This is a genomic window from Streptomyces sp. RG80 (genome assembly GCF_040446465.1).
Lineage (GTDB): Bacteria > Actinomycetota > Actinomycetes > Streptomycetales > Streptomycetaceae > Streptomyces.
The window spans coordinates 418,074-436,316 of sequence record NZ_JBEAAJ010000001.1; the positions used below are offsets into that span (position 1 = coordinate 418,074).

Annotated in this window: 17 protein-coding genes; 9 read left to right on the forward strand and 8 right to left on the reverse strand. The window is 70.3% G+C overall.

The genetic code is table 11. The features are described from left to right. Positions 1-3: 3 nt before the first annotated feature. Positions 4-1,563: a DHA2 family efflux MFS transporter permease subunit gene (locus tag ABKA17_RS01990; protein WP_353690037.1), complete on the reverse strand. Its 1,560-nt coding sequence runs from the start codon at positions 1,561-1,563 to the stop codon at positions 4-6. Between the two features lie 88 nt (positions 1,564-1,651). After that, complete coding sequence (trhA, locus tag ABKA17_RS01995) at positions 1,652-2,365, reverse strand: PAQR family membrane homeostasis protein TrhA (RefSeq protein WP_353690038.1); 714 nt, start codon at positions 2,363-2,365, stop codon at positions 1,652-1,654. Positions 2,366-2,679: 314 nt separating this feature from the next. On the opposite strand from trhA, the gene ABKA17_RS02000 reads away from it, so the two are divergent. The 7 genes from ABKA17_RS02000 to ABKA17_RS02030 all read left to right on the forward strand — a co-directional run bounded on the left by ABKA17_RS02000 (position 2,680) and on the right by ABKA17_RS02030 (position 9,994). Beyond that, a complete protein-coding gene (locus ABKA17_RS02000; RefSeq protein ID WP_353690039.1) occupies positions 2,680-4,503 on the forward strand; it encodes a phosphoenolpyruvate carboxykinase (GTP) in 1,824 nt (607 codons plus the stop codon). 327 nt (positions 4,504-4,830) lie between these two features. Continuing rightward, positions 4,831-5,787 (forward strand): serine/threonine-protein kinase, encoded by a 957-nt coding sequence (locus tag ABKA17_RS02005; RefSeq protein WP_353690040.1) that lies wholly within the window; start codon positions 4,831-4,833, stop codon positions 5,785-5,787. Then, complete coding sequence (locus ABKA17_RS02010; RefSeq protein ID WP_353690041.1) at positions 5,774-6,229, forward strand: hypothetical protein; 456 nt, start codon at positions 5,774-5,776, stop codon at positions 6,227-6,229. The genes ABKA17_RS02005 and ABKA17_RS02010 overlap by 14 nt, the downstream gene beginning before the upstream one ends. 117 nt (positions 6,230-6,346) lie before the next feature. Further along, positions 6,347-7,237, forward strand: coding sequence for a hypothetical protein (locus ABKA17_RS02015; RefSeq protein ID WP_353690042.1), 891 nt, complete (start codon positions 6,347-6,349; stop codon positions 7,235-7,237). Positions 7,238-7,268: 31 nt separating this feature from the next. Further along, the gene (locus tag ABKA17_RS02020) at positions 7,269-8,030 is read left to right on the forward strand and encodes a vWA domain-containing protein (protein ID WP_353690043.1); all 762 of its coding nucleotides are present in this window, start codon (positions 7,269-7,271) and stop codon (positions 8,028-8,030) included. 3 nt (positions 8,031-8,033) lie between these two features. Further along, the gene (locus tag ABKA17_RS02025) at positions 8,034-8,828 is read left to right on the forward strand and encodes a PP2C family serine/threonine-protein phosphatase (protein WP_353690044.1); all 795 of its coding nucleotides are present in this window, start codon (positions 8,034-8,036) and stop codon (positions 8,826-8,828) included. Beyond that, positions 8,825-9,994 (forward strand): hypothetical protein, encoded by a 1,170-nt coding sequence (locus tag ABKA17_RS02030; RefSeq protein ID WP_353690045.1) that lies wholly within the window; start codon positions 8,825-8,827, stop codon positions 9,992-9,994. Before ABKA17_RS02025 ends, ABKA17_RS02030 begins: the two co-directional genes overlap by 4 nt. A 2-nt stretch (positions 9,995-9,996) precedes the next feature. Here the strand turns inward: ABKA17_RS02030 and ABKA17_RS02035 are convergent, their stop codons facing one another. The 6 genes from ABKA17_RS02035 to ABKA17_RS02060 form a co-directional block, all read right to left on the reverse strand. Continuing rightward, positions 9,997-10,590, reverse strand: a complete 594-nt coding sequence (locus tag ABKA17_RS02035) for a hypothetical protein (RefSeq protein WP_353690046.1) — start codon at positions 10,588-10,590, stop codon at positions 9,997-9,999. Then, positions 10,577-12,109: a substrate-binding and vWA domain-containing protein gene (locus ABKA17_RS02040; RefSeq protein ID WP_353690047.1), complete on the reverse strand. Its 1,533-nt coding sequence runs from the start codon at positions 12,107-12,109 to the stop codon at positions 10,577-10,579. The genes ABKA17_RS02035 and ABKA17_RS02040 overlap by 14 nt, the downstream gene beginning before the upstream one ends. Then, a complete protein-coding gene (locus tag ABKA17_RS02045) occupies positions 12,106-13,317 on the reverse strand; it encodes a toxic anion resistance protein (protein WP_353690048.1) in 1,212 nt (403 codons plus the stop codon). Before ABKA17_RS02045 ends, ABKA17_RS02040 begins: the two co-directional genes overlap by 4 nt. Positions 13,318-13,330: 13 nt before the next feature. Then, positions 13,331-14,395 (reverse strand): hypothetical protein, encoded by a 1,065-nt coding sequence (locus tag ABKA17_RS02050; RefSeq protein WP_353690049.1) that lies wholly within the window; start codon positions 14,393-14,395, stop codon positions 13,331-13,333. Positions 14,396-14,617: 222 nt separating this feature from the next. Beyond that, a complete protein-coding gene (locus tag ABKA17_RS02055; protein ID WP_353690050.1) occupies positions 14,618-15,040 on the reverse strand; it encodes an SCO4983 family protein in 423 nt (140 codons plus the stop codon). Between the two features lie 77 nt (positions 15,041-15,117). After that, complete coding sequence (locus ABKA17_RS02060) at positions 15,118-16,329, reverse strand: pyridoxal phosphate-dependent aminotransferase (protein ID WP_353690051.1); 1,212 nt, start codon at positions 16,327-16,329, stop codon at positions 15,118-15,120. Between the two features lie 190 nt (positions 16,330-16,519). Between ABKA17_RS02060 and ABKA17_RS02065 the strand changes: the two genes are divergently transcribed. Together ABKA17_RS02065 and ABKA17_RS02070 are read left to right on the forward strand one after the other, a co-directional pair. Beyond that, positions 16,520-17,119 carry a hypothetical protein gene (locus ABKA17_RS02065; RefSeq protein ID WP_353690052.1) on the forward strand — a complete coding sequence of 200 codons (600 nt, stop codon included), beginning with the start codon at positions 16,520-16,522 and terminating at the stop codon, positions 17,117-17,119. Positions 17,120-17,296: 177 nt separating this feature from the next. Next, positions 17,297-18,229 carry a S1 family peptidase gene (locus tag ABKA17_RS02070; protein WP_353690053.1) on the forward strand — a complete coding sequence of 311 codons (933 nt, stop codon included), beginning with the start codon at positions 17,297-17,299 and terminating at the stop codon, positions 18,227-18,229. Positions 18,230-18,243: the final 14 nt, after the last annotated feature.

An 18,243-nucleotide genomic window follows, 5' to 3' on the forward strand; every position in this document is an offset into this window, starting at 1 on the left:
GCTTCATTGTCCGACATCGGCTCGCGCCTCAGCCATGTCCGGCGGCGTGGAGGTCTCGTCCGGACGGGGTGCGCCCGGCAGGAACGCGGCCGCCAGCAGCGCGGCGACGAGGGCCGCGACCCCGCACACCAGCATGACGACGGCCATGCCGTGGACGTAGGCGCTGTCGGCGGAGGCCAGCAGCTCCGCCGAGCCGGTCCGCTCGGCGACGAGGTGTGCGGCGACCACGGACTCGCCCGCGGTGTCGGCTGCCTTGGCCGGCAGGCCGGTGACGTCGAGCCGGTCGCGGAAGGTGCCGGAGAGCAGGCTGCCGAGCAGGGCGATGCCGATCGCGCCGCCGACCTGACGCAGGGTCATCAGGAGCCCGGAGCCGCTGCCGGCCCGGTCGCGGGGCAGGGTGCCCAGGGCGTTGCCCATGGCCGGCATGAGGGAGAAGCCGAAGCCGAGGCCGGTGATCGAGAGCCACAGCGCGGTGTAGCCGTAGCCGGAGTCGACGGTCGTACGGCTGCCGAGGAACGCGGCGAAGGCGAGGACGACCAGGCCCGCGCTGACCGTGGCGCGGCCGCCGAAGCGTACGGCGGCCTGCGGGGCGGTCCGGGAGGCGATGAGGATGCCGCCCATCATCGGCAGCAGCCGTACGCCGGTGCCGAGGGCGTCGTTGCCGAGGACGGCCTGGAGGTAGGGGGGCAGCATGAACAGCAGGCCGGACAGGACGAACATCACCAGGGTCGCGGCGACGGTGTTGAAGAGGAAGCCGCGGTGGGCGAGCAGGGTCATGTCGAGCATGGGGCGCTCGGCGCGGCGTTCGCGCAGCACCAGGGCGGCGATCAGGGCGAGGGACGCGGTGAGCATGGCGAGGACCAGGGGGTCGCCCCAGCCGCGGACGGGCGCCTCGATGATCGCGTAGATCAGGGCGCCGAGGCCGGTGGCGGTGAGCGCGGTGGCGATCGTGTCGACCTTGGGGGAGGCGGGGTCGCGGGTCTCGGGGAGCAGGAACACGCAGGCCAGGATGGAGAGCGCGGCCATCGGGACGTTGATCAGGAAGACCGAGCCCCACCAGAAGTGGTTCAGCAGCCAGCCGCCGATGATCGGGCCGAGCGGCAGGCCGAGCGCCGAGGCGGCGGAGACGATGGCGGTGGCCTTGGGCTGCTCGTCGCGGGTGAACAGCGTCGGCAGGACGGAGAGCGCGAGCGGGGTGACCAGGGCGGCGCCGACGCCCATCACGGCACGGGCGGCGATCACCGCGGTCACGTCCCCGGCGAGCGCGCCGAGCAGGGAGCCGGCGAGGAAGACCACGAGCCCGGTGATCAGCATCAGACGCCGTCCGAAGCGGTCGCCGAGGAGACCGGCGGGGAGCATCAGCGCGGCGAAGACGACGACGTAGGCGTCCGCCATCCACTGCTGCTGGCCGGTGGTGGCGCCGAGTTCGGCGGCCATGGTCGGCAGCGCCACGTTGAGGATCGTGGTGTCGAAGCCGAGGGTCAGCATGCTCGCTACGAGGGCGCCGAGTGCCCACCAGCGGTGGGGGTCCGGAGCAGGAGTACCCGAAGTGGAAGTGTCCATGAAATGAGAGTAACTCTCAAAAAGGAGTTCCCGTCAACAAAAAGAGGGCCACGGCTCGAAGCCGTGGCCCTGAAGAGCGGTGTCGTCGCTACCCGTGCTGGTACGCCACCATCGAGATCCCGACGTAGTGGACGGTGAACGCCGCCAGCGTGAACGAGTGGAACACCTCGTGGAAGCCGAAGAAGCGCGGGGAGGGGTTCGGGCGCTTGAGGCCGTAGATCACGCCGCCCGCGCTGTAGAGCAGGCCACCGACGATCACCAGGACCAGGACCGCGATGCCGCCGGTGCGCATGAAGTCCGGCAGGAAGAACACGGCCGCCCAGCCCATCGCGATGTAGCAGGGGGTGTAGAGCCAGCGCGGGGCGCCGACCCAGAAGACCCGGAAGGCGATGCCGGCGATCGCGGCGCCCCAGATGCCCCACAGCAGCCACTGCCCCTTGGCGCCGGGCAGCAGCAGCATGGTCAGCGGGGTGTAGGAGCCCGCGATGATCAGGAAGATGTTGGCGTGATCCAGTCTGCGCAGGATGCCGTCCATGCGTGGACTCCAGGTGCCCCGGTGGTACAGGGCGCTGACGCCGAACAGCAGGCAGGCCGTCAGGGCGAAGATCCCGCAGGCGATGCGGCCGCGGGTGGAGTCGGCGAGGGCGGTGAGCACCAGGCCCGCGATGAGTACGGCCGGAAACATGCCGAGATGCAGCCAGCCACGGAGCTTGGGCTTGATCTCTTGCGACAGGGAGTGCGCGACGGGACCGCGGCCGGCGGCCGGCGAGTCCAGGGGCGCGTCGGAGGCGGACGCAGTCATGTGCGCCATCGTACCTACGGGCCCGTAAGTCGCGGATGAGCGCGGGCCCGGAACGGGCCGAGAGTGGCCATCATCTCAAGGTAGTTGACGGTATCGGGCCCTCGGTCAAGGAAGCGTCAAGCGAACTCAAAGTGCACGGATGGCAACACTCCGACACGTGGCAATCCTCACTCCGCTCACCTGTGATGCCTTCTGGACAGATGGGCACCCGAGACGGATGATCAGATGAGTGCGGTCGGCACCGGATGAGCGCAGCATCCGGGTCGCAGCCCCCACGGGGCCTCCAACAAAAAATCCCTCATTTAGGAGCAATCGTGGCGCGCGACATCGCGGCTCCCCCCGTCATCCCCACCAAGCACCAGGAACTGATCTCGTGGGTGAACGAGATCGCAGAGCTGACGCAGCCGGACAACGTGGTCTGGTGTGACGGATCCGAGGCCGAGTACGAGCGCCTGTGCGAGGAGCTCGTCGCGAAGGGCACCTTCAAGAAACTCGACCCGATCAAGCGCCCGAACTCCTACTACGCGGCCTCCGACCCCACCGACGTCGCGCGCGTCGAGGACCGCACCTTCATCTGCTCCGAGCAGGAGAAGGACGCCGGCCCCACGAACCACTGGAAGGCCCCCGCCGAGATGCGGGAGATCTTCGCCGGCGACAAGGGAATCTTCCGCGGCTCCATGAAGGGCCGGACGATGTACGTCGTCCCGTTCTGCATGGGCCCCCTCGGCTCGGACCTCTCCGCCATCGGTGTCGAGATCACCGACTCGGCCTACGTCGCCGTCTCCATGCGCACCATGACCCGGATGGGCCAGCCGGTCCTGGACGAGCTCGGCTCCGACGGCTTCTTCGTCAAGGCCGTGCACACCCTCGGCGCGCCCCTCGCGGAGGGCGAGGCGGACGTCCCGTGGCCGTGCAACAGCACCAAGTACATCTCGCACTTCCCCGAGAGCCGCGAGATCTGGTCCTACGGCTCCGGCTACGGCGGCAACGCCCTGCTCGGCAAGAAGTGCTACGCCCTGCGCATCGCCTCGGTCATGGCCCGCGACGAGGGCTGGCTCGCCGAGCACATGCTGATCCTCAAGCTCACGCCCCCGCAGGGCGAGTCCAAGTACGTCGCCGCCGCCTTCCCGTCCGCCTGCGGCAAGACCAACCTCGCCATGCTGGAGCCCACGATCTCCGGCTGGACCGTCGAGACCATCGGCGACGACATCGCCTGGATGCGCTTCGGCGAGGACGGCCGCCTGTACGCCATCAACCCCGAGGCCGGCTTCTTCGGCGTCGCGCCCGGCACCGGTGAGCACACCAACGCCAACGCGATGAAGACGCTGTGGGGCAACTCCGTCTTCACCAACGTCGCCCTCACCGACGACAACGACATCTGGTGGGAGGGCATGACGGAGGAGACTCCCGCCCACCTCACCGACTGGAAGGGCAACGACTGGACGCCGGAGTCCGGCGTGCCCGCCGCGCACCCCAACGCCCGCTTCACCACCCCCGCCTCGCAGTGCCCGATCATCGCGCCCGAGTGGGAGAACCCCAAGGGCGTGCCGATCTCCGCGATCCTCTTCGGCGGCCGCCGCGCCACCGCCGTACCGCTGGTGACCGAGTCCTTCGACTGGAACCACGGCGTCTTCCTCGGCGCCAACGTGGCCTCCGAGAAGACCGCCGCCGCCGAGGGCAAGGTCGGCGAGCTGCGCCGCGACCCCTTCGCCATGCTGCCGTTCTGCGGCTACAACATGGGCGACTACATGGGCCACTGGGTCGACGTCGCCAAGGACAAGGACCAGGCGAAGCTCCCGAAGATCTACTACGTCAACTGGTTCCGCAAGAACGACGAGGGCAAGTTCGTCTGGCCCGGCTTCGGTGAGAACTCCCGTGTCCTGAAGTGGATCGTGGAGCGCCTGGAGGGCAGGGCGGAGGGCGTCGAGACCCCGATCGGCGTGCTGCCGGCCAAGGGTGCGCTCGACACCGACGGCCTCGAACTGGCCGAGAAGGACCTCGACTTCCTGCTCACCGTCGACAAGGAGGTCTGGCGCGAGGAGGCCGCGCTGGTCCCCGAGCACCTCAACACCTTCGGCGACCACACGCCCAAGGAGCTGTGGGACGAGTACCACGCGCTGGTGAAGCGCCTGGGCTGAGCCCACCGGGAAAGACTCCGCGGCCGGTTGGGATATGCCCTGACCAGCGATCGTCACGGCCGGCCGCGGTGTGATCCGACGAGGTTCCGTACAACGGCGTACGGAGCCATGGGCCCGGCCCCACCTCCCGTCCGCCTCGACGGGAGGCGGGGCCGGGCCCTCGTCCTTTCCCCCACGACCTTGGGCATCACCTCGGGCATCACCTCGGGGTGTTTTCCTTCATCACCCCTGTGCGGACCGGGATTTCGCGGGACACTCGGGACATCCTGCAACGAACCCCGAAATGAGGTGAGCGGGGTGCGCACACCGGTCAGCGACCCTTTGAAGGTGGGGCCCTACCGAATCGTCGGACGGCTCGGCTCCGGCGGCATGGGCTGGGTGTATCTCGGCCGTTCGCCCGCCGGGCGCGAGGTGGCGGTGAAGGTGGTGCGCCCCGAACTGGCGGCGGAGCCCGAGTTCCGGGAACGCTTCGCCCGCGAGGTCGCGGCCGCCCGGATCGTCAGCGGCGCCTACACCGCGGCGGTGATCGACGCCGACACCGAGGCCGAACTGCCCTGGCTGGCCACGATGTACGTGCCAGGCCCCTCGCTCGCGGAGGCGGTCCGCAGCGACGGACCGCTGCCCGAGGAACAGGTACGTCCGCTCGGCGCGTTCCTCGTCGAGGCGCTCCAGGCCGTGCACACCGCCGGAGTGGTGCACCGCGACCTCAAGCCGTCCAACGTGCTCCTCGCCTCCGACGGCCCCCGCGTCATCGACTTCGGGATCTCCCGCGTCGACGGGGCGCCCGGCCTCACCAGGGTCGGACTCATCGTCGGCACCCCGCCGTTCATGTCGCCGGAGCAGATGAAGGGCGCGCGGGTCGGGCCGGAGAGCGATGTGTTCTCCCTCGGCGGGGTGCTGGTCTACGCACTCTCCGGGCGCCCTCCGCACGGGACCGGGGAGGCGGTGCGCTACCAGGTCGTCTTCGGCGACCCCGACCTCGACGGCGTACCGCCCGGGCTGCGCCCGCTGATCGGGCGCTGCCTCGCCAAGCGGCCCGAGGAGCGGCCCCGGCTGGACGAGTTGCTGACGGACCTGTTGGAGGAGGCCCCGCCCGCACCCTCGTGGCCACCGCCCAAGGTGCGGCGCACCATCGAGATCCGGGTGGACGAGCTGGCCGCCCGGCGCGCCTCCGGGACGGGCGTGTCCGTGCCGTCCTGTCTGATGCTGCACGCGCAGGCCCTGCTGGACGCCGGGCTGACCGACGCGATGGTCACCCGGGCGGTGGGCCGTGGCACCGTCTGAGCCCGCCGTCGGGCCGGTCCTGGAAATCGGCACGCACTGGCGGCAGTTGGTGCGGAGCTGGGGTGTGGGGCGGAATTTCCATGCCGTGACCGACCCGGATTCCGTGTCCCTGCAATTCGATCTCGAGGAGACGGGGCGCACGCTCACGGTCCGGTTCATGACCACCAAGCGGCTGCTCGTCGCCTTTGTCACGGACGGGAATTTCCTGCGCCACGACCAACTGGCCCTCGCCGCGGCCGCGTCGAACGCGTGGAATACCGAACAACTGAATCCCATGCTTTCCGTGTGGGACGTCCGGGGGCCGCGGCCGTGTCTCGCCGGGGTCTGCGATCTGCCGCTGACCTGCCGGGTCACTCAGGCGGACTTCGATGCGTTGGCCAGCGATTGGGTGGAACGGGCGCGGCAGATGTTCACCCGTTGCCATCAGGTGTTCCAGTTGTAGAAGTGAAACGGGTGAATTGCTTCAACCCCTTTCGGGAACGGGCTTGTTGCCTCCAATATGAGCGGGGGCCGATTTCGGGCCACGGGGGTGCGAATGAGGCGTTGGTTGTGTTTCACCGTGTTTCTCGGGGCGCTGATCGCCCTGCTCTCGGCGGTGCCGGCGAGTGCCGAGGAATGCGACGGGGATCTCCCGGCGAGAGTGAACTGCTGGACCAAGGGACTCGATGGCAGAGGCATCACGGTCATCGTGGACCAGGAACTGCCGTTCCGTGGCACCCTCGGCGTCGGCATGGCGGACCAGCTCCGCAACCTCGAAGTGCGGGTACCGGAAGTGAAGGCGACCGGGCAGGGCGGCACCGCGCTGCTTGTCCTCGCGGGCCACCGGTACATCCACCCGAAGGCCCGCATCACCCGGCTGACGACCGCCCAGGTCGGGCAACTCGAAACCGCCGGAGCCTGCACCCCACGGCTCGGCGACCTGTGCGACGAGCTCGGCGGAGGGACCGGCGCGGTGTCCGGCACCACCTTGGTCGGAAAGTACGGCATCGCGGCCCTCCCCAAGTCCGAGCACTCCCTCGCCGGCGACGAAGGCTCCGACCTCGGCTCCAGGGACTGGCTGCTGATCGGCATGTGCGCCCTGCTCGCCGTGCTGCTCGCCGCCCTGCTCCTCGCCGTCCGCCGTACCCACCGCCCCCTGGCCCTCGCCACCGCCGCCCCCGCGCGCGGCATCCAGGAACCCGAGCGCACCACCCGCCTCCGCGTCGTCCCCCACGGCCGGGCCGCCACCCCCCGCCCCGGCCCGTCCCGCGCCGCCGTCGTCCGCACCGACCTCCACCCCCAGGGATACGTCGAACTCGACCGTGTCCTGTACCGAGCCGTGTGGGCCGAGCCCGGACAGGTGCCCCCTCCGCCCGGCTCGCGGGTCGACGTGGCCGACGCGCCCGAGGCGGAGTCCGACGTTCTGTATGCCTTCCCGCCCGCCGCCGGGCGCCATGCCCACGCCCGTTAGCCGTACCAGCACCGCTCCACCGGGAGAAGCCATGTCCAGCGAATACCCGCCCACCGTGCCGGCGGAGTACGCCGACATCGAGTTCGAGAACAACGCCCAGCGGCTGCCGCTGGTGCTGTGTCTCGACACCTCCAGCTCCATGGCGGGCCCGCCCATCCAGACGCTCAACAACGCCCTCGTGGAGTGGACCCGCGAGCTGCACGACGACGTGGCCCTCAGCTACAGCGTCGAGGTCGCCGTCGTCACGTTCGGAGGGCAGGGCGTCGCCGCCTGGCGCGGCCCCCAGCCCCTCGCCCCCGGCACCCCGGTGAGCCCCTTCGTGCCGGCGCACATGTTCCGGCCGCCGCAGCTCGGCGCCGCGGGCGTGACCCTGATGACGGAGGCCCTGGAGCTGTCGATGCATATCGTCGCCGCCCGCAAGGCCGAACTGCGCGCCTCCGGACTCCAGTACTACCGCCCGCAGATCTGCCTGGTCACCGACGGCATCCCGACCGACGCCACCGGCCGCCGCACCGACTCCTGGCACCGGCTGGTCCCCGTCCTCGCCGAGGAACAGAACGCCCGGCGCTTCCGGCTGTACGCCATCGGCGTCGGCGGGATCACCGACTTCGGCGAGCAGGTGCTCCAGGCCTTCGCCCCCAAGTTCAACGCCACCATCCACGGCTTCCCGTTCCGTGAACTGCTTCAGATGATGTCCGCCAGCGCCAACGCCGAGCAGAAGGGTGCCGGTGACGAGGTGTTCGAGAAGATCTTCAGCCAGTTCAAGACCCAGCGCCCCGCCTGGGAGAGCTGAGCGATGGGCGGTCACGGCTGGCGGATCCACGGCATGAGCGTCGAGGGCTACCGGCACCGCCGGGACGGCCTGCCCTGCCAGGACGCCTGCGCCCACGCCGAGGAGGGGCCGCTCGCCGTGCTCGCCGTCGCGGACGGCGCCGGCAGCCGGCCGCGCTCCGACGAGGGCTCACGGCTCGCCGTGGAGCTGGCCGCCGAGCACTTCGTACGCCGGGCCGGCGAGGCCGTCCACAGTGCGCCGGGCAAGGCCGTGCACGACCTGCTCGCGGACGCCTACCGCGAGATCACCATGGCGTTCCTGGAGACCACGGGCGCCGCGGCCGGGGACTTCGCGACCACCCTCACCGTCGTCGTCCTGACCCGGGACTGGCTCGGCCATCTCACCGTCGGCGACGGGTTCGTCGTACTGCGCGCCGGGGTCGAGGACGGCGAACCGCAGTTCCATCTGCTGCCGCAGGCCGCGGACGCCAGCGAGTACAGCAACGAGACCGTCTTCCTCACCTCGCCCGACGCGGCCCGCTGGGTGCGCACCGACTGTGTGTCCGACCCGGGGATCGACGGCGTCCTGCTCTCCACCGACGGCCTCGCCCAGGCCGCGCTCTCCCGCTCCGGGACCGGCGCCCCGACCCCGAACCCCTCCTTCGCCGACGCCGTCTTCCGCTCCCTCGACGGTGCCGGACCGGTGTCCGACGCCGCCCACGACAACCTGGCCGCCCTGCTCAGGTCGGACCGGCTGACCGCGCTCAACGCCGACGACAAGACGCTGCTGCGGGCCGTGCGCAGGACGGCACGGTCATGAGCGGCCGGGTCGTCCACCTGGACGGAAAACCGGTCGTGCTCGCCGAGCAGCCCCTCAAGGGCGGCGGCCAGGCGGCCGTGTTCCCCGTCGAGGGCGACCACGGCACCGTCGTCAAGCTCTACCGCGACCCGCCCGGCCCCGACCAGGAGCGCCGGCTCGCCCGCATGCTGACCATGTCCCCGCTCGCCGCCCGCCCCACCGACCGCTCCCAGCCGCCCGAGCTGGCCTGGCCCACCGCGATGGCCCGCAGCCCCGAGGGCGAGTTCCTCGGCTACGCCATGCACCGCTTCGGCGAGCCCGAACACGTCCAGCTGGTCGGCCTGTTCACCCGCGCCCAGCGCCTCAGGCTCTTCCCCCAGGCGGACTGGCGGTTCTTGGTCGGCGTCTCCTGGAACCTCGCGTTCATGACCGCGCGCATGCACCACGACCACCTCGTCATCGGCGACTTCTCCAGCAGCAACGTGGTCGTCGACCCCAACGGCTTCGTGACCTTCCTCGACTGCGACTCCATCGCCTTCACCGACCCCGTCACCGGCGAGCCGTTCCCGTGCCTGATGCACACCACCGACTACTCCGCCCCGGAACGGCAGGCGGGCGGCCCCGCCACCCGGGCCAGCGACGACTTCGCCCTCGCCGTCCTCGTCTACCAGCTGCTCACCGCCGGCAACCACCCCTTCGGGGGCGTCCCGCACGACAGCACCTCCGAGTCGACCGTCAAGGACAACATCGCCGCCAGCTGCTCCTACGTCGTGCGCCCCGAGCAGGTCGTCATCCCGCGCGGCACCGTCGACCCGTCCGTCCTCCCGCCCGACCTGCTCACCCTCTCCCGCGCCGCCTTCGGCCCCGGCGTCCACGCCCCCGCCGCCCGCCCGCCGGCGGAGGCCTGGCTGCGCGCCCTGGACAACCAGCGCTCGCACATCCAGCTGTGCCAGGCCCGTCCGCTGCACGCCTACGGCGCCCATCTGCCGGACTGCCCCTGGTGCACCCGGGCCGCGCACACCGGCCACGACGTCTTCAACGGACCGCGCCCGGTACCGCTGCCACCCCCGCCGCCGGTCCCGCAGGAGATTCCTCCGACGGGCTCCCGGTACGGCTGGCTGAAGGTGGCGTGCCTGCTGATCGTGCTGGTGCTGATCATCGCGATCGTGTCGGAGGCCAGTGGCTGAGCTCAGTTCGCGCGGTCCTCCAGATATCGCGTGTGCGACTCCTGGCGCCGCGCCTCCGTCTCCCGCAGCCCTGCCGCCAGCCGCTCGGCCTCCTCCTGGAGGAGCGTGAGCTGCCGTTCCAGATGCCGTTCCGGAGACTCCTGACCCGGTGCCAGACGCGTCCACCAGCGGGTCCGTACGAAGGTGTCGACGGCCTCGGGAACGTCCTGCCGTACGGTCCGGGAGAGCGTGTGCACGCCCTCCGGGTCCTGGGCCAGCAGCTCGCCCGACCAGCCGGGGTCGAGCAACGCCCCGAGCAGTTCCGTGAGTTCGGTGAGGCGGCCGGCCGCTGCGGGCGGCAGCTCCACCTCGGCGAGGTAGCCGCCGAGCTTGTCGAAGTCGCCCCGCAGTTCCTCCAGTTGGGCCGACGGGTCCGGGAAGTCCGGCAGCGGCGGCCGCTCCGGCGGGGCGATCAGAGCGCCCGCGCCGTACAGTCCCGCGACGACGACCGGCCAGTACGGGCCCGCCACCCCCGTGAAGGTCATCCCGAGTCCGACGAGTCCGCACACGCTGCCCGCGATGTTCTTACGGGACTCCAGGTACTCACTGATAGCCACGGATCTCCTCGAAGGCGCCGTCCAGCGAGCCCTGTTGGGCGTCGAAGAGACGGCCGCCGGTCAGTTCGGCGATGTGCTCCAGCTCCGTGCGGTCGGAGTCGCCGAAGAGGATGGGGAAGACCGGGATCTGCCGCGCGGGCGCGTCCAGATCTTCGTAGAAGAAGTCGAACTCCCAGGACTTCGCTCCCGTCGTGTTCTCGCCGTCCGTCATCAGGACGATCGACGTGAACGTGTCACGCTCGTCGGTGCCCAGATGCTCGTACGCCTTCTCCAGCGAGGTGTAGATCGCGGTGTCGCCCTCGGCGGAGAGCGCCTTGGTGTCCCCGCGGATAGCATCGAGGCCGGCGCGCGGATCGGCCGGGTCCACCACATGCGTCCGCACGCTCTTCACCCCCGACCCGAACGGCATCAGGGTGATCTCCTCGCGTTCACGGAAGTCGCCGGTGAGATCCGTGAGGGCCGACTTGAGCTTCTCCAGGCGGTCGCCTTCCATCGAGCCCGAGGTGTCCAGGACGTAGACCGTCCTGGAGGGGCGCCGCAGCTTGTTCTGATACGAGTCGAGAAGGCCGTCGGCCACGGAACGGCTGCCGGGGAAGGGCAGTTCACGCCGCCGGGTGGGGTCGAGACCGGCCGCGGGAGGCACCGAGGGGACCACCGGGCGGCGGTGGGTGAGCGTGGTGATCTCACCCTGGGTCTTTGGGGCGCGCAGCGCCTCGGTCAGCCGGCGGACGTCCTCGCGGGCCGTGGCGTCGGCGGAGGCCAAGGAGGAGAGCGGGTAGTCGGCGGTCACGACACCGTCGCGGGGGCGGATCACGGTGAGGCCCTGGATGCCCTGCAGGACGGACTCGTAGTTGAGGAGCGCGTTGACGTTCCCGCGCCGCTTGTACGCCGTCGCCAGCCAGCCCGACGAACCCGACGTCAGCTTCTGTCCCTGGAAGAACTCCTTGAGACGGGGAGTGGCCTTCACGACGTCCTTGTCCGTGAGGGCCGACTGGGCGCCGGACAGGGCGGAGGCGACCGAGACGAGCGTGGCGAAACCGGAGTTGGAGCGGGCCGGGTCGGTCATGCCGTAGGTCAGCCTGCCGTCCCGGACGGCCTGTTCGACCTGGGACCAGGTGACGTCCTCGGGCTTCCAGCCCAGCTCGGACACCGTGTCCGTCTCGACGCCGATGGCCACCGGGCTCGTCATGACGGGTGTCTCCGAGACGACCTTCCGCGCCGCTTCGGGGCGCAGTCGCAGATAGTCGTTCGACGCCAGCCACACGGCGTCGTAGCGCCCGTCGGCCTTGCCGCGCGCGAGCAGGTCCACCGCGTCCAGGGTGCCCATGTAGGTGGGGCGGACCTTGATGCCGGTGTCCTTCTCGACCCGTTCGAGGACCGGGGTCATGTCGCTGAGCTCGCTGGAGGCGAGGACGCGCAGGGTGCCGGGCTCGGGGTCGCCGGTGTCGCCGCTCGTCCCCTCCGAGGTGCAGCCGGTCAGCAGGGCCGCCGCGAGGAGGGCGATCAGTCGTCGTCTCATCCGAGCCCCCCTTCCAGCGCGCCCTGCGACCGGCTGCGCTCCAAGTACGCGGAGGCGTGCTGGAGTTCGGACGTGAGCGACTCCACGGTCGAGGCCATCACCTCGGTCGCCTGCACCTTGTAGGTGTCGATGGTGTCGAGGGTGCGGTAGATCTGCTGGAACGCCGTCCGCAGCGTCTCCGCGCCCACGGCCGGGTCGGCGGCGATCCGCTGGATCTCCCCGCTCTGTGTGGCGAGCATCTCGGCGTTGCCCCGGATGAGGTCCTCGGTGGTCCCCCGAAGGGCGTTGACCTGCTCGATGACCTTCTTCTGGTTGTCGAGCGCGGACGCCAGCATCACGGAGATCCGCAGCGCCGACACGGTCGTGGTGGCCGCCCGGTCGACGCCCTTGATCAGCTCCTCGTTGTTACGGCGTACGACGTCCATGGCGAGGTAGCCCTGGGCGCACACCGCGAGCTGGGTGAGCAGGTCCTGGTGCTTCTGCCGGACGGGGAAGAGCACGTCGGCGCGGAGCGAGTCGGCGGCCTGCGGATCGGGGACGCCGTCGATGTGCCGCTCGACGGCCGTGTCCAGGGCCTCGGTCAGCACCACGTACTCCTGGAGCTTGCCCATGCTCTCCCAGAGCCGGACCCGCTCGGTCTGCAACGCGGCGTTGTCCCGGCGCAGTTCGTCCTGGCCACCGCGCAGCGAACCCACGATCTTGTTCAATGTGCCTTGCGCGGACGCGTACTTGGCGACGTAGTCCCGCACCTTGTTGCCACCGGGCAGCCGCGACAGAAGCTTGCGCCCCTTGGCCATGGGCAGCTCGCGCGGGTCGAGATCCTCCACCACCCGCCGCAGCTCCACGAGCGAGCCCGCGACCTTCGACTGGGCGTCCCCGCCCTTGTCGGGCAGGCTGCGGACGGTCCGCTCCAGCATCCGGTTGGACTGGGCGGCGGCGGTCCGCATCTCCCCGGCGCCGAGCGCGGTGATCTCCCCGACCTTGCCCGCGAACTCGGGCGAGCGGGCGTCGAGCGCGGCGAGCCCCGCGACATAGTCGGCGGCCTTCTGCGCCATGCCCGTACGGACGCTCTCGTCGACGGGCACGAGCCCCCCGGCCTTGTCCCGCGGTACGGGGGCGACGGCCTCCGGCGGGGTGAGGGTGAAGACGTCGTCCCCGCTGAGCGTGTTCTGACTGCTGTTCTGACTGGTGTTGTTGAAGCCGTTCATACGATCCCCCCGTTCATCCCCGTGCCCGCCGTGCCAGCTCGTGCAGCACCTTGGAGGTGGGCACGGGCGCCTGCCGTACGCCGGTCAGTTCCTTCTTGAGATAGGCGCCGGCCGAGGCGAACTCGGCGGCCACGCCCTGCGGACGGAACCCGTACCGAAGCTCCAGCTCACGCAACTTCGGGTCGCTCGCGAGGAGTTCGGCGAGTGTCTGGCCGTTCTCCGTCAGCGGTACGACGGTGTGGTCGCTGTTGACCGTGGTGTCCGGGTAGAGGACGACCAGGTCGTCGGGCCGCTGCCCGTCCGCCAGCAGCGAGGCGACCTGCGACTCGTAGACGAGGACGAGCGGGTTGCCGGCCCCGCTGACGAAGTCCCGGAACGCCGCGTCCGTGCTGGACTGCTGGGCCCCCTGCACACTGACGAGCTTGCGCAGCAACGGCGAGGTCTTCCGGACCTCGGCGTCACTGGCGACGACCTTGCCGCCGTTGGCGACGTAGGAGGTGGCGGCCAGATAGAGGGCGCCGGAGTTGGAGGACTCCGGGTCGGTGCTGGAGAGGTAGAGCGTGCCGTTCAACTCCCCGTACTTAGCGGCCCCCTTGAGCTGCTGCCACGTACAGTCGTCGGCGGCCGCGTCGAGATAGGCGCCCATCCTGAGCGTCCCCCGGTGCTCGGCGTCCAGCGTGGCGAGCCCGTTGCCCGCGAGCACCTCAGCGGCGCTCTTGTGCGCCACGACGACGAGGGGCGAGTAGAAGGGGCGGGGGAGTGTCCCCGGCACCTTGTACTTCGCGGCGAGTTCGACGGCCGGTGCCTGACTGGAGGGCAGCGCGAAGTCGTACCCCTCCAGGTCCAGCCCCTCCATGGCCCAGGACCCGGAGGTCTCGGCCTTCACGGTGAGCCCCTTGGCGGCCAGGGCCTTCACCACATCCGGGTCGGCGAAGAACTCCGCCTTCTCCGACCCGATCACTCCTCGCACGGTCTTCGTTGCCGTGCCCTTGTCCCCGGTGTCCCGGCCCGCTGCGACGGCTACCGCCACGCCACCGATCAGCAGAACCGCGAGGACGATTCCAACGATTCGTCTCACACGGGCAGAGTGCTCGCGGAACCCAACATTCCCCGGCGGGGGGAGTGAACGGGAGGTGTCATACCCACTCCAGTACTGCAACGCGCCCCGACAGGGGCGCGGGGAACTGCGCGACAAGCCACGACGAGCCCGCAGTCGCTGTGCAACGCGAACCCCCGGGCTATGTGGCGCCCGGTCCGCGCGTCTCAACGGATGCACGCGGACCGGGGCCGTCCAGGGATGTCAGCCGGCCACAACCAACTCGGCCCGCTCAGCCAGCGCAGCCGCATGCGCGTCCATCTGCTCGGCCGCCAGAATCGCCACCGCCGTGTCGGCACGCGACGCGGCCACCACCAGCGCACGCCCCGCCAGGGCATGCGCCCGCTGGTGCAGAGACGCGAGCGGGCCGTCGCCCTTGCCGGAGGAGGTGCGGGTCGGTACACCGCCACCCCGCAACCGCGTGACCTGCTCGGCAAGCCGCTCCGCAGCCGCGTCCAAGCCGTCGGACGGCGCAGCCGCCCGCAGCTCGTCGGTCACCGCCAGCAGCGCCGCCAGATGCCCCGCGAGCTGGATGTCCAGCTCTTCCTCGCGGGTCCGGTGCGGAAAGTCGGACGGGGTGCCGGCCATCGTGCTGTGGACCGACTTGGTGCGGATCGGCTCGTACATGGGATGGCCTCCTGTGCTGTCAGGAAAACATCCTAGCTTAGATTGAGTCTAAAGTAGAAGCCGCGGGGAAACCTTGACTAAGGCTGGCTGTACCCGTCCAGGAAGTTCCCGATCCGGGTCACCGCGTCCCGCAGATCACGGGCCGTCGGCAGGGTCACGACCCGGAAGTGGTCGGGCTCGGTCCAGTTGAAGCCGGTGCCCTGGACGACCATGATCTTCTCGCGGCGCAGCAGGTCCAGGACCATCTGCCGGTCGTCCTTGATCTTGAAGACCTTGGGGTCGAGACGCGGGAAGAGATAGAGAGCACCCTTCGGCTTCACACAGCTGACGCCCGGGATCTGGGTGAGCAGCTCGTACGCCACGTCCCGCTGCTCGCGCAGCCGCCCGCCCGGCAGCACCAGGTCGTTGATCGTCTGGCGTCCGCTGAGCGCGGCGACGACACCGTGCTGACCCGGCATGTTCGCGCACAGGCGCATGTTCGCGAGGATGGTGAGGCCCTCGATGTAGGAGTCCGCGTGCGCGCGCGGCCCGGAGAGCGACATCCACCCGACCCGGTAGCCCGCCACCCGGTACGCCTTCGACATGCCGTTGAAGGTGAGGGTCAGCAGGTCCGGCGCGACCGCCGCGGTCGGGGTGTGCGTGGCGCCGTCGTAGAGGATCTTGTCGTAGATCTCGTCCGAGCAGACCAGCAGGTTGTGGCGGCGGGCGATGTCGGTCAGGCCCCGGACCATCGCCTCGTCGTACACCGCGCCCGTGGGGTTGTTCGGGTTGATGATGACGATGGCCTTGGTGCGGTCGGTGACCTTGCGCTCGATGTCGGCGAGGTCCGGCATCCAGTCGGACTGCTCGTCGCAGCGGTAGTGGACGGCGGTGCCGCCGGAGAGGGAGACCGCGGCGGTCCACAGCGGGTAGTCCGGGGACGGGACGAGGACCTCGTCGCCGTCGTCCAGCAGGGCCTGCATCGCCATCACGATCAGCTCGGAGACGCCGTTGCCGACGAAGACGTGCTCGACGTCGGTCTCGATGCCGAGGGTCTGGTTGTGCATGACGACGGCCCGGCGAGCGGCCAGCAGGCCCTTCGCGTCGCCGTAGCCGTGGGCCGAGGAGACGTTGCGGAGGATGTCCTCGAGGATCTCCGGGGGGCACTCGAAGCCGAACGCGGCCGGGTTCCCGGTGTTGAGCTTGAGGATGCGGTGCCCCGCCGCCTCCAGCCGCATGGCCTCCTCGAGAACCGGGCCCCGGATCTCGTAACAGACGTTGGCGAGCTTGGTCGACTGGATCACCTGCATGTCAGGGAGCTTACGGCCGGGTAACGCTCCGTGGGCCGTGTTTTCCGCCACGTGGGGTGGTCGCGGTTTGGGTGGTTATCGCCGGTAGCTGTCCCGGGGGCCCCACGCGTCCCTACAATCCGCGGCCATGTCGAGGCCGACGGAGCAGGAAGACGGAGCGTTGGGCGTGCACGGGACGCAGGGAGCGCCGATGGTGTATCAGCCGCGGGGCGAGGTGGTCCCGGCGTACGCGGATCCGGCGACGGCGCACGGCTGGCAGAACGCGTACGACGAGACGGCCGAGCTGCCCCGGACCGAGCCGGCCGTCCCGGAACCGGCTGTTTCGGGGCCGGCCGCCCCGGTGCCGACCGGCCGGGCGGACCGGCGGCGGGCCGCCGCCCGCCGGGCGCGGAAAGCGGGCTCCCGCCGGCTGGCCGTGTCCGCCGGCGCGGTCGGAGCGGTGTCGGTGGCCGCGCTGATCGGGGGCCTGTCGTTCTCGGGTTCCTCGGAGCCCTCACCGCACCGGTCGGGCACGGCAGGGGTCACGGACCCGGCGTCCTCGGCCGCCCCGGCGTCCCCGGACGGGACCGCATCCGCCGGACCGGCGAGCGGCACGAGCGCCTCGGTGCCGGCGCCCACCGATTCCGCACCGGACGACCCGAAGGCGAGCGCGGGCTCCGCCGCCCCCACCGCCACCTCCTCCGGCGCCCCCTCCTCCGCCACGCCGACGGCCTCCGCCTCCGGCGGGACCGGCCCGGGCAACTCCGTCGGCAAGGGACGCGGACAGGGCAACACGAAGGCCCCTAAGTAGCGGCCGTTCTGGGTAGGTAGGCCCGGACGACGAGCCGGTCACATCCCGGTCGCCGCACGCGAGCAGGCTCGACACAACTTCTTGCCCCGTTGCCCACCCCTCTTCACAATGCGCATGACAAAATCACGGGCGGCCGGAAGATTTCCGGTCGTCCAAGTCGCAAGAGGGGACCCCCACATGAGAAAGCCTCTCGTCGCCGCGCTCTGTGTCCTGGCACTCGCCGGGATGGGTACGGCACCCGCGGTCGCCGCCGAATCGTCGGCCGCCGGCGTCGGCAAGAGCGTGGACACGGAGACGGCCACGTCCGTCGTGCACGACCTGGTCACCTCCACCACCTCGGCCCTGAAGCAGGCCACCACGCCCTCGCCCACGCTTCAGGCCGTCACCCTCGCCGGAACCGTCTCGCTGAGCAACTGTTCCGGCTCGGTCATCCGGTTCCCCAACTCCCTGGACAGCGACCCGGCGTTGGTGCTCTCCAACGGTCACTGCCTGACCTCGGGCTTCCCGGCGCCGGGCCAGGTCATCACCAACCAGGCCTCCACCCGTACCTTCGGCCTGCTCAACTCCTCCGGCACCCGGGTCGCCACGCTGCGCGCGAGCAAGCTCGCCTACGCGACGATGACCGACACGGACGTCTCGATCTACCAGCTCACCAGCACCTACGCCACGATCAAGAGCTCGTACAACATCTCCCCGCTGACCGTCCAGGACACGCACCCGACGGCGGGCACCGCCATCACCGTGGCCTCCGGTTACTGGAAGACGCTCTACAACTGCAACATCGACGGGTTCGCCTACCGTCTCAAGGAGGGTGACTGGACCTGGAAGGACTCGGTCCGTTACACCTCCGCGTGCAACACCATCGGCGGCACCTCCGGCTCGCCGGTGATCGACCAGGCCACCGGCAAGGTCGTCGCCGTCAACAACACCGGCAACGAGGACGGCGAGTCCTGCACGGTCAACAACCCGTGCGAGGTCAGCCAGACCGGCGCCGTCACCGTCCGCCAGGGCATCAACTACGCCCAGGAGATCTACAACATCCCGGCCTGCTTCACCACGCGCAACCAGCTGAACCTGAGCGCGAGCACGTGCACCCTGCCTAAGCCGTAACGGCTTCCGGCGAG

Bases quoted from the DNA above. Each gene is read 5' to 3' on its own strand.
- trhA (WP_353690038.1), bottom strand. From the start codon at position 2,365: ATGACTGCGTCCGCCTCCGACGCGCCCCTGGACTCGCCGGCCGCCGGC.
- ABKA17_RS01990 (WP_353690037.1), bottom strand. From the start codon at position 1,563: ATGGACACTTCCACTTCGGGTACTCCTGCTCCGGACCCCCACCGCTGG.
- ABKA17_RS02055 (WP_353690050.1), bottom strand. From the start codon at position 15,040: ATGTACGAGCCGATCCGCACCAAGTCGGTCCACAGCACGATGGCCGGC.
- ABKA17_RS02060 (WP_353690051.1), bottom strand. From the start codon at position 16,329: ATGCAGGTGATCCAGTCGACCAAGCTCGCCAACGTCTGTTACGAGATC.
- ABKA17_RS02025 (WP_353690044.1), top strand. From the start codon at position 8,034: ATGGGCGGTCACGGCTGGCGGATCCACGGCATGAGCGTCGAGGGCTAC.
- ABKA17_RS02070 (WP_353690053.1), top strand. From the start codon at position 17,297: ATGAGAAAGCCTCTCGTCGCCGCGCTCTGTGTCCTGGCACTCGCCGGG.
- ABKA17_RS02020 (WP_353690043.1), top strand. From the start codon at position 7,269: ATGTCCAGCGAATACCCGCCCACCGTGCCGGCGGAGTACGCCGACATC.
- ABKA17_RS02065 (WP_353690052.1), top strand. From the start codon at position 16,520: ATGGTGTATCAGCCGCGGGGCGAGGTGGTCCCGGCGTACGCGGATCCG.
- ABKA17_RS02030 (WP_353690045.1), top strand. From the start codon at position 8,825: ATGAGCGGCCGGGTCGTCCACCTGGACGGAAAACCGGTCGTGCTCGCC.
- ABKA17_RS02045 (WP_353690048.1), bottom strand. From the start codon at position 13,317: ATGAACGGCTTCAACAACACCAGTCAGAACAGCAGTCAGAACACGCTC.
- ABKA17_RS02040 (WP_353690047.1), bottom strand. From the start codon at position 12,109: ATGAGACGACGACTGATCGCCCTCCTCGCGGCGGCCCTGCTGACCGGC.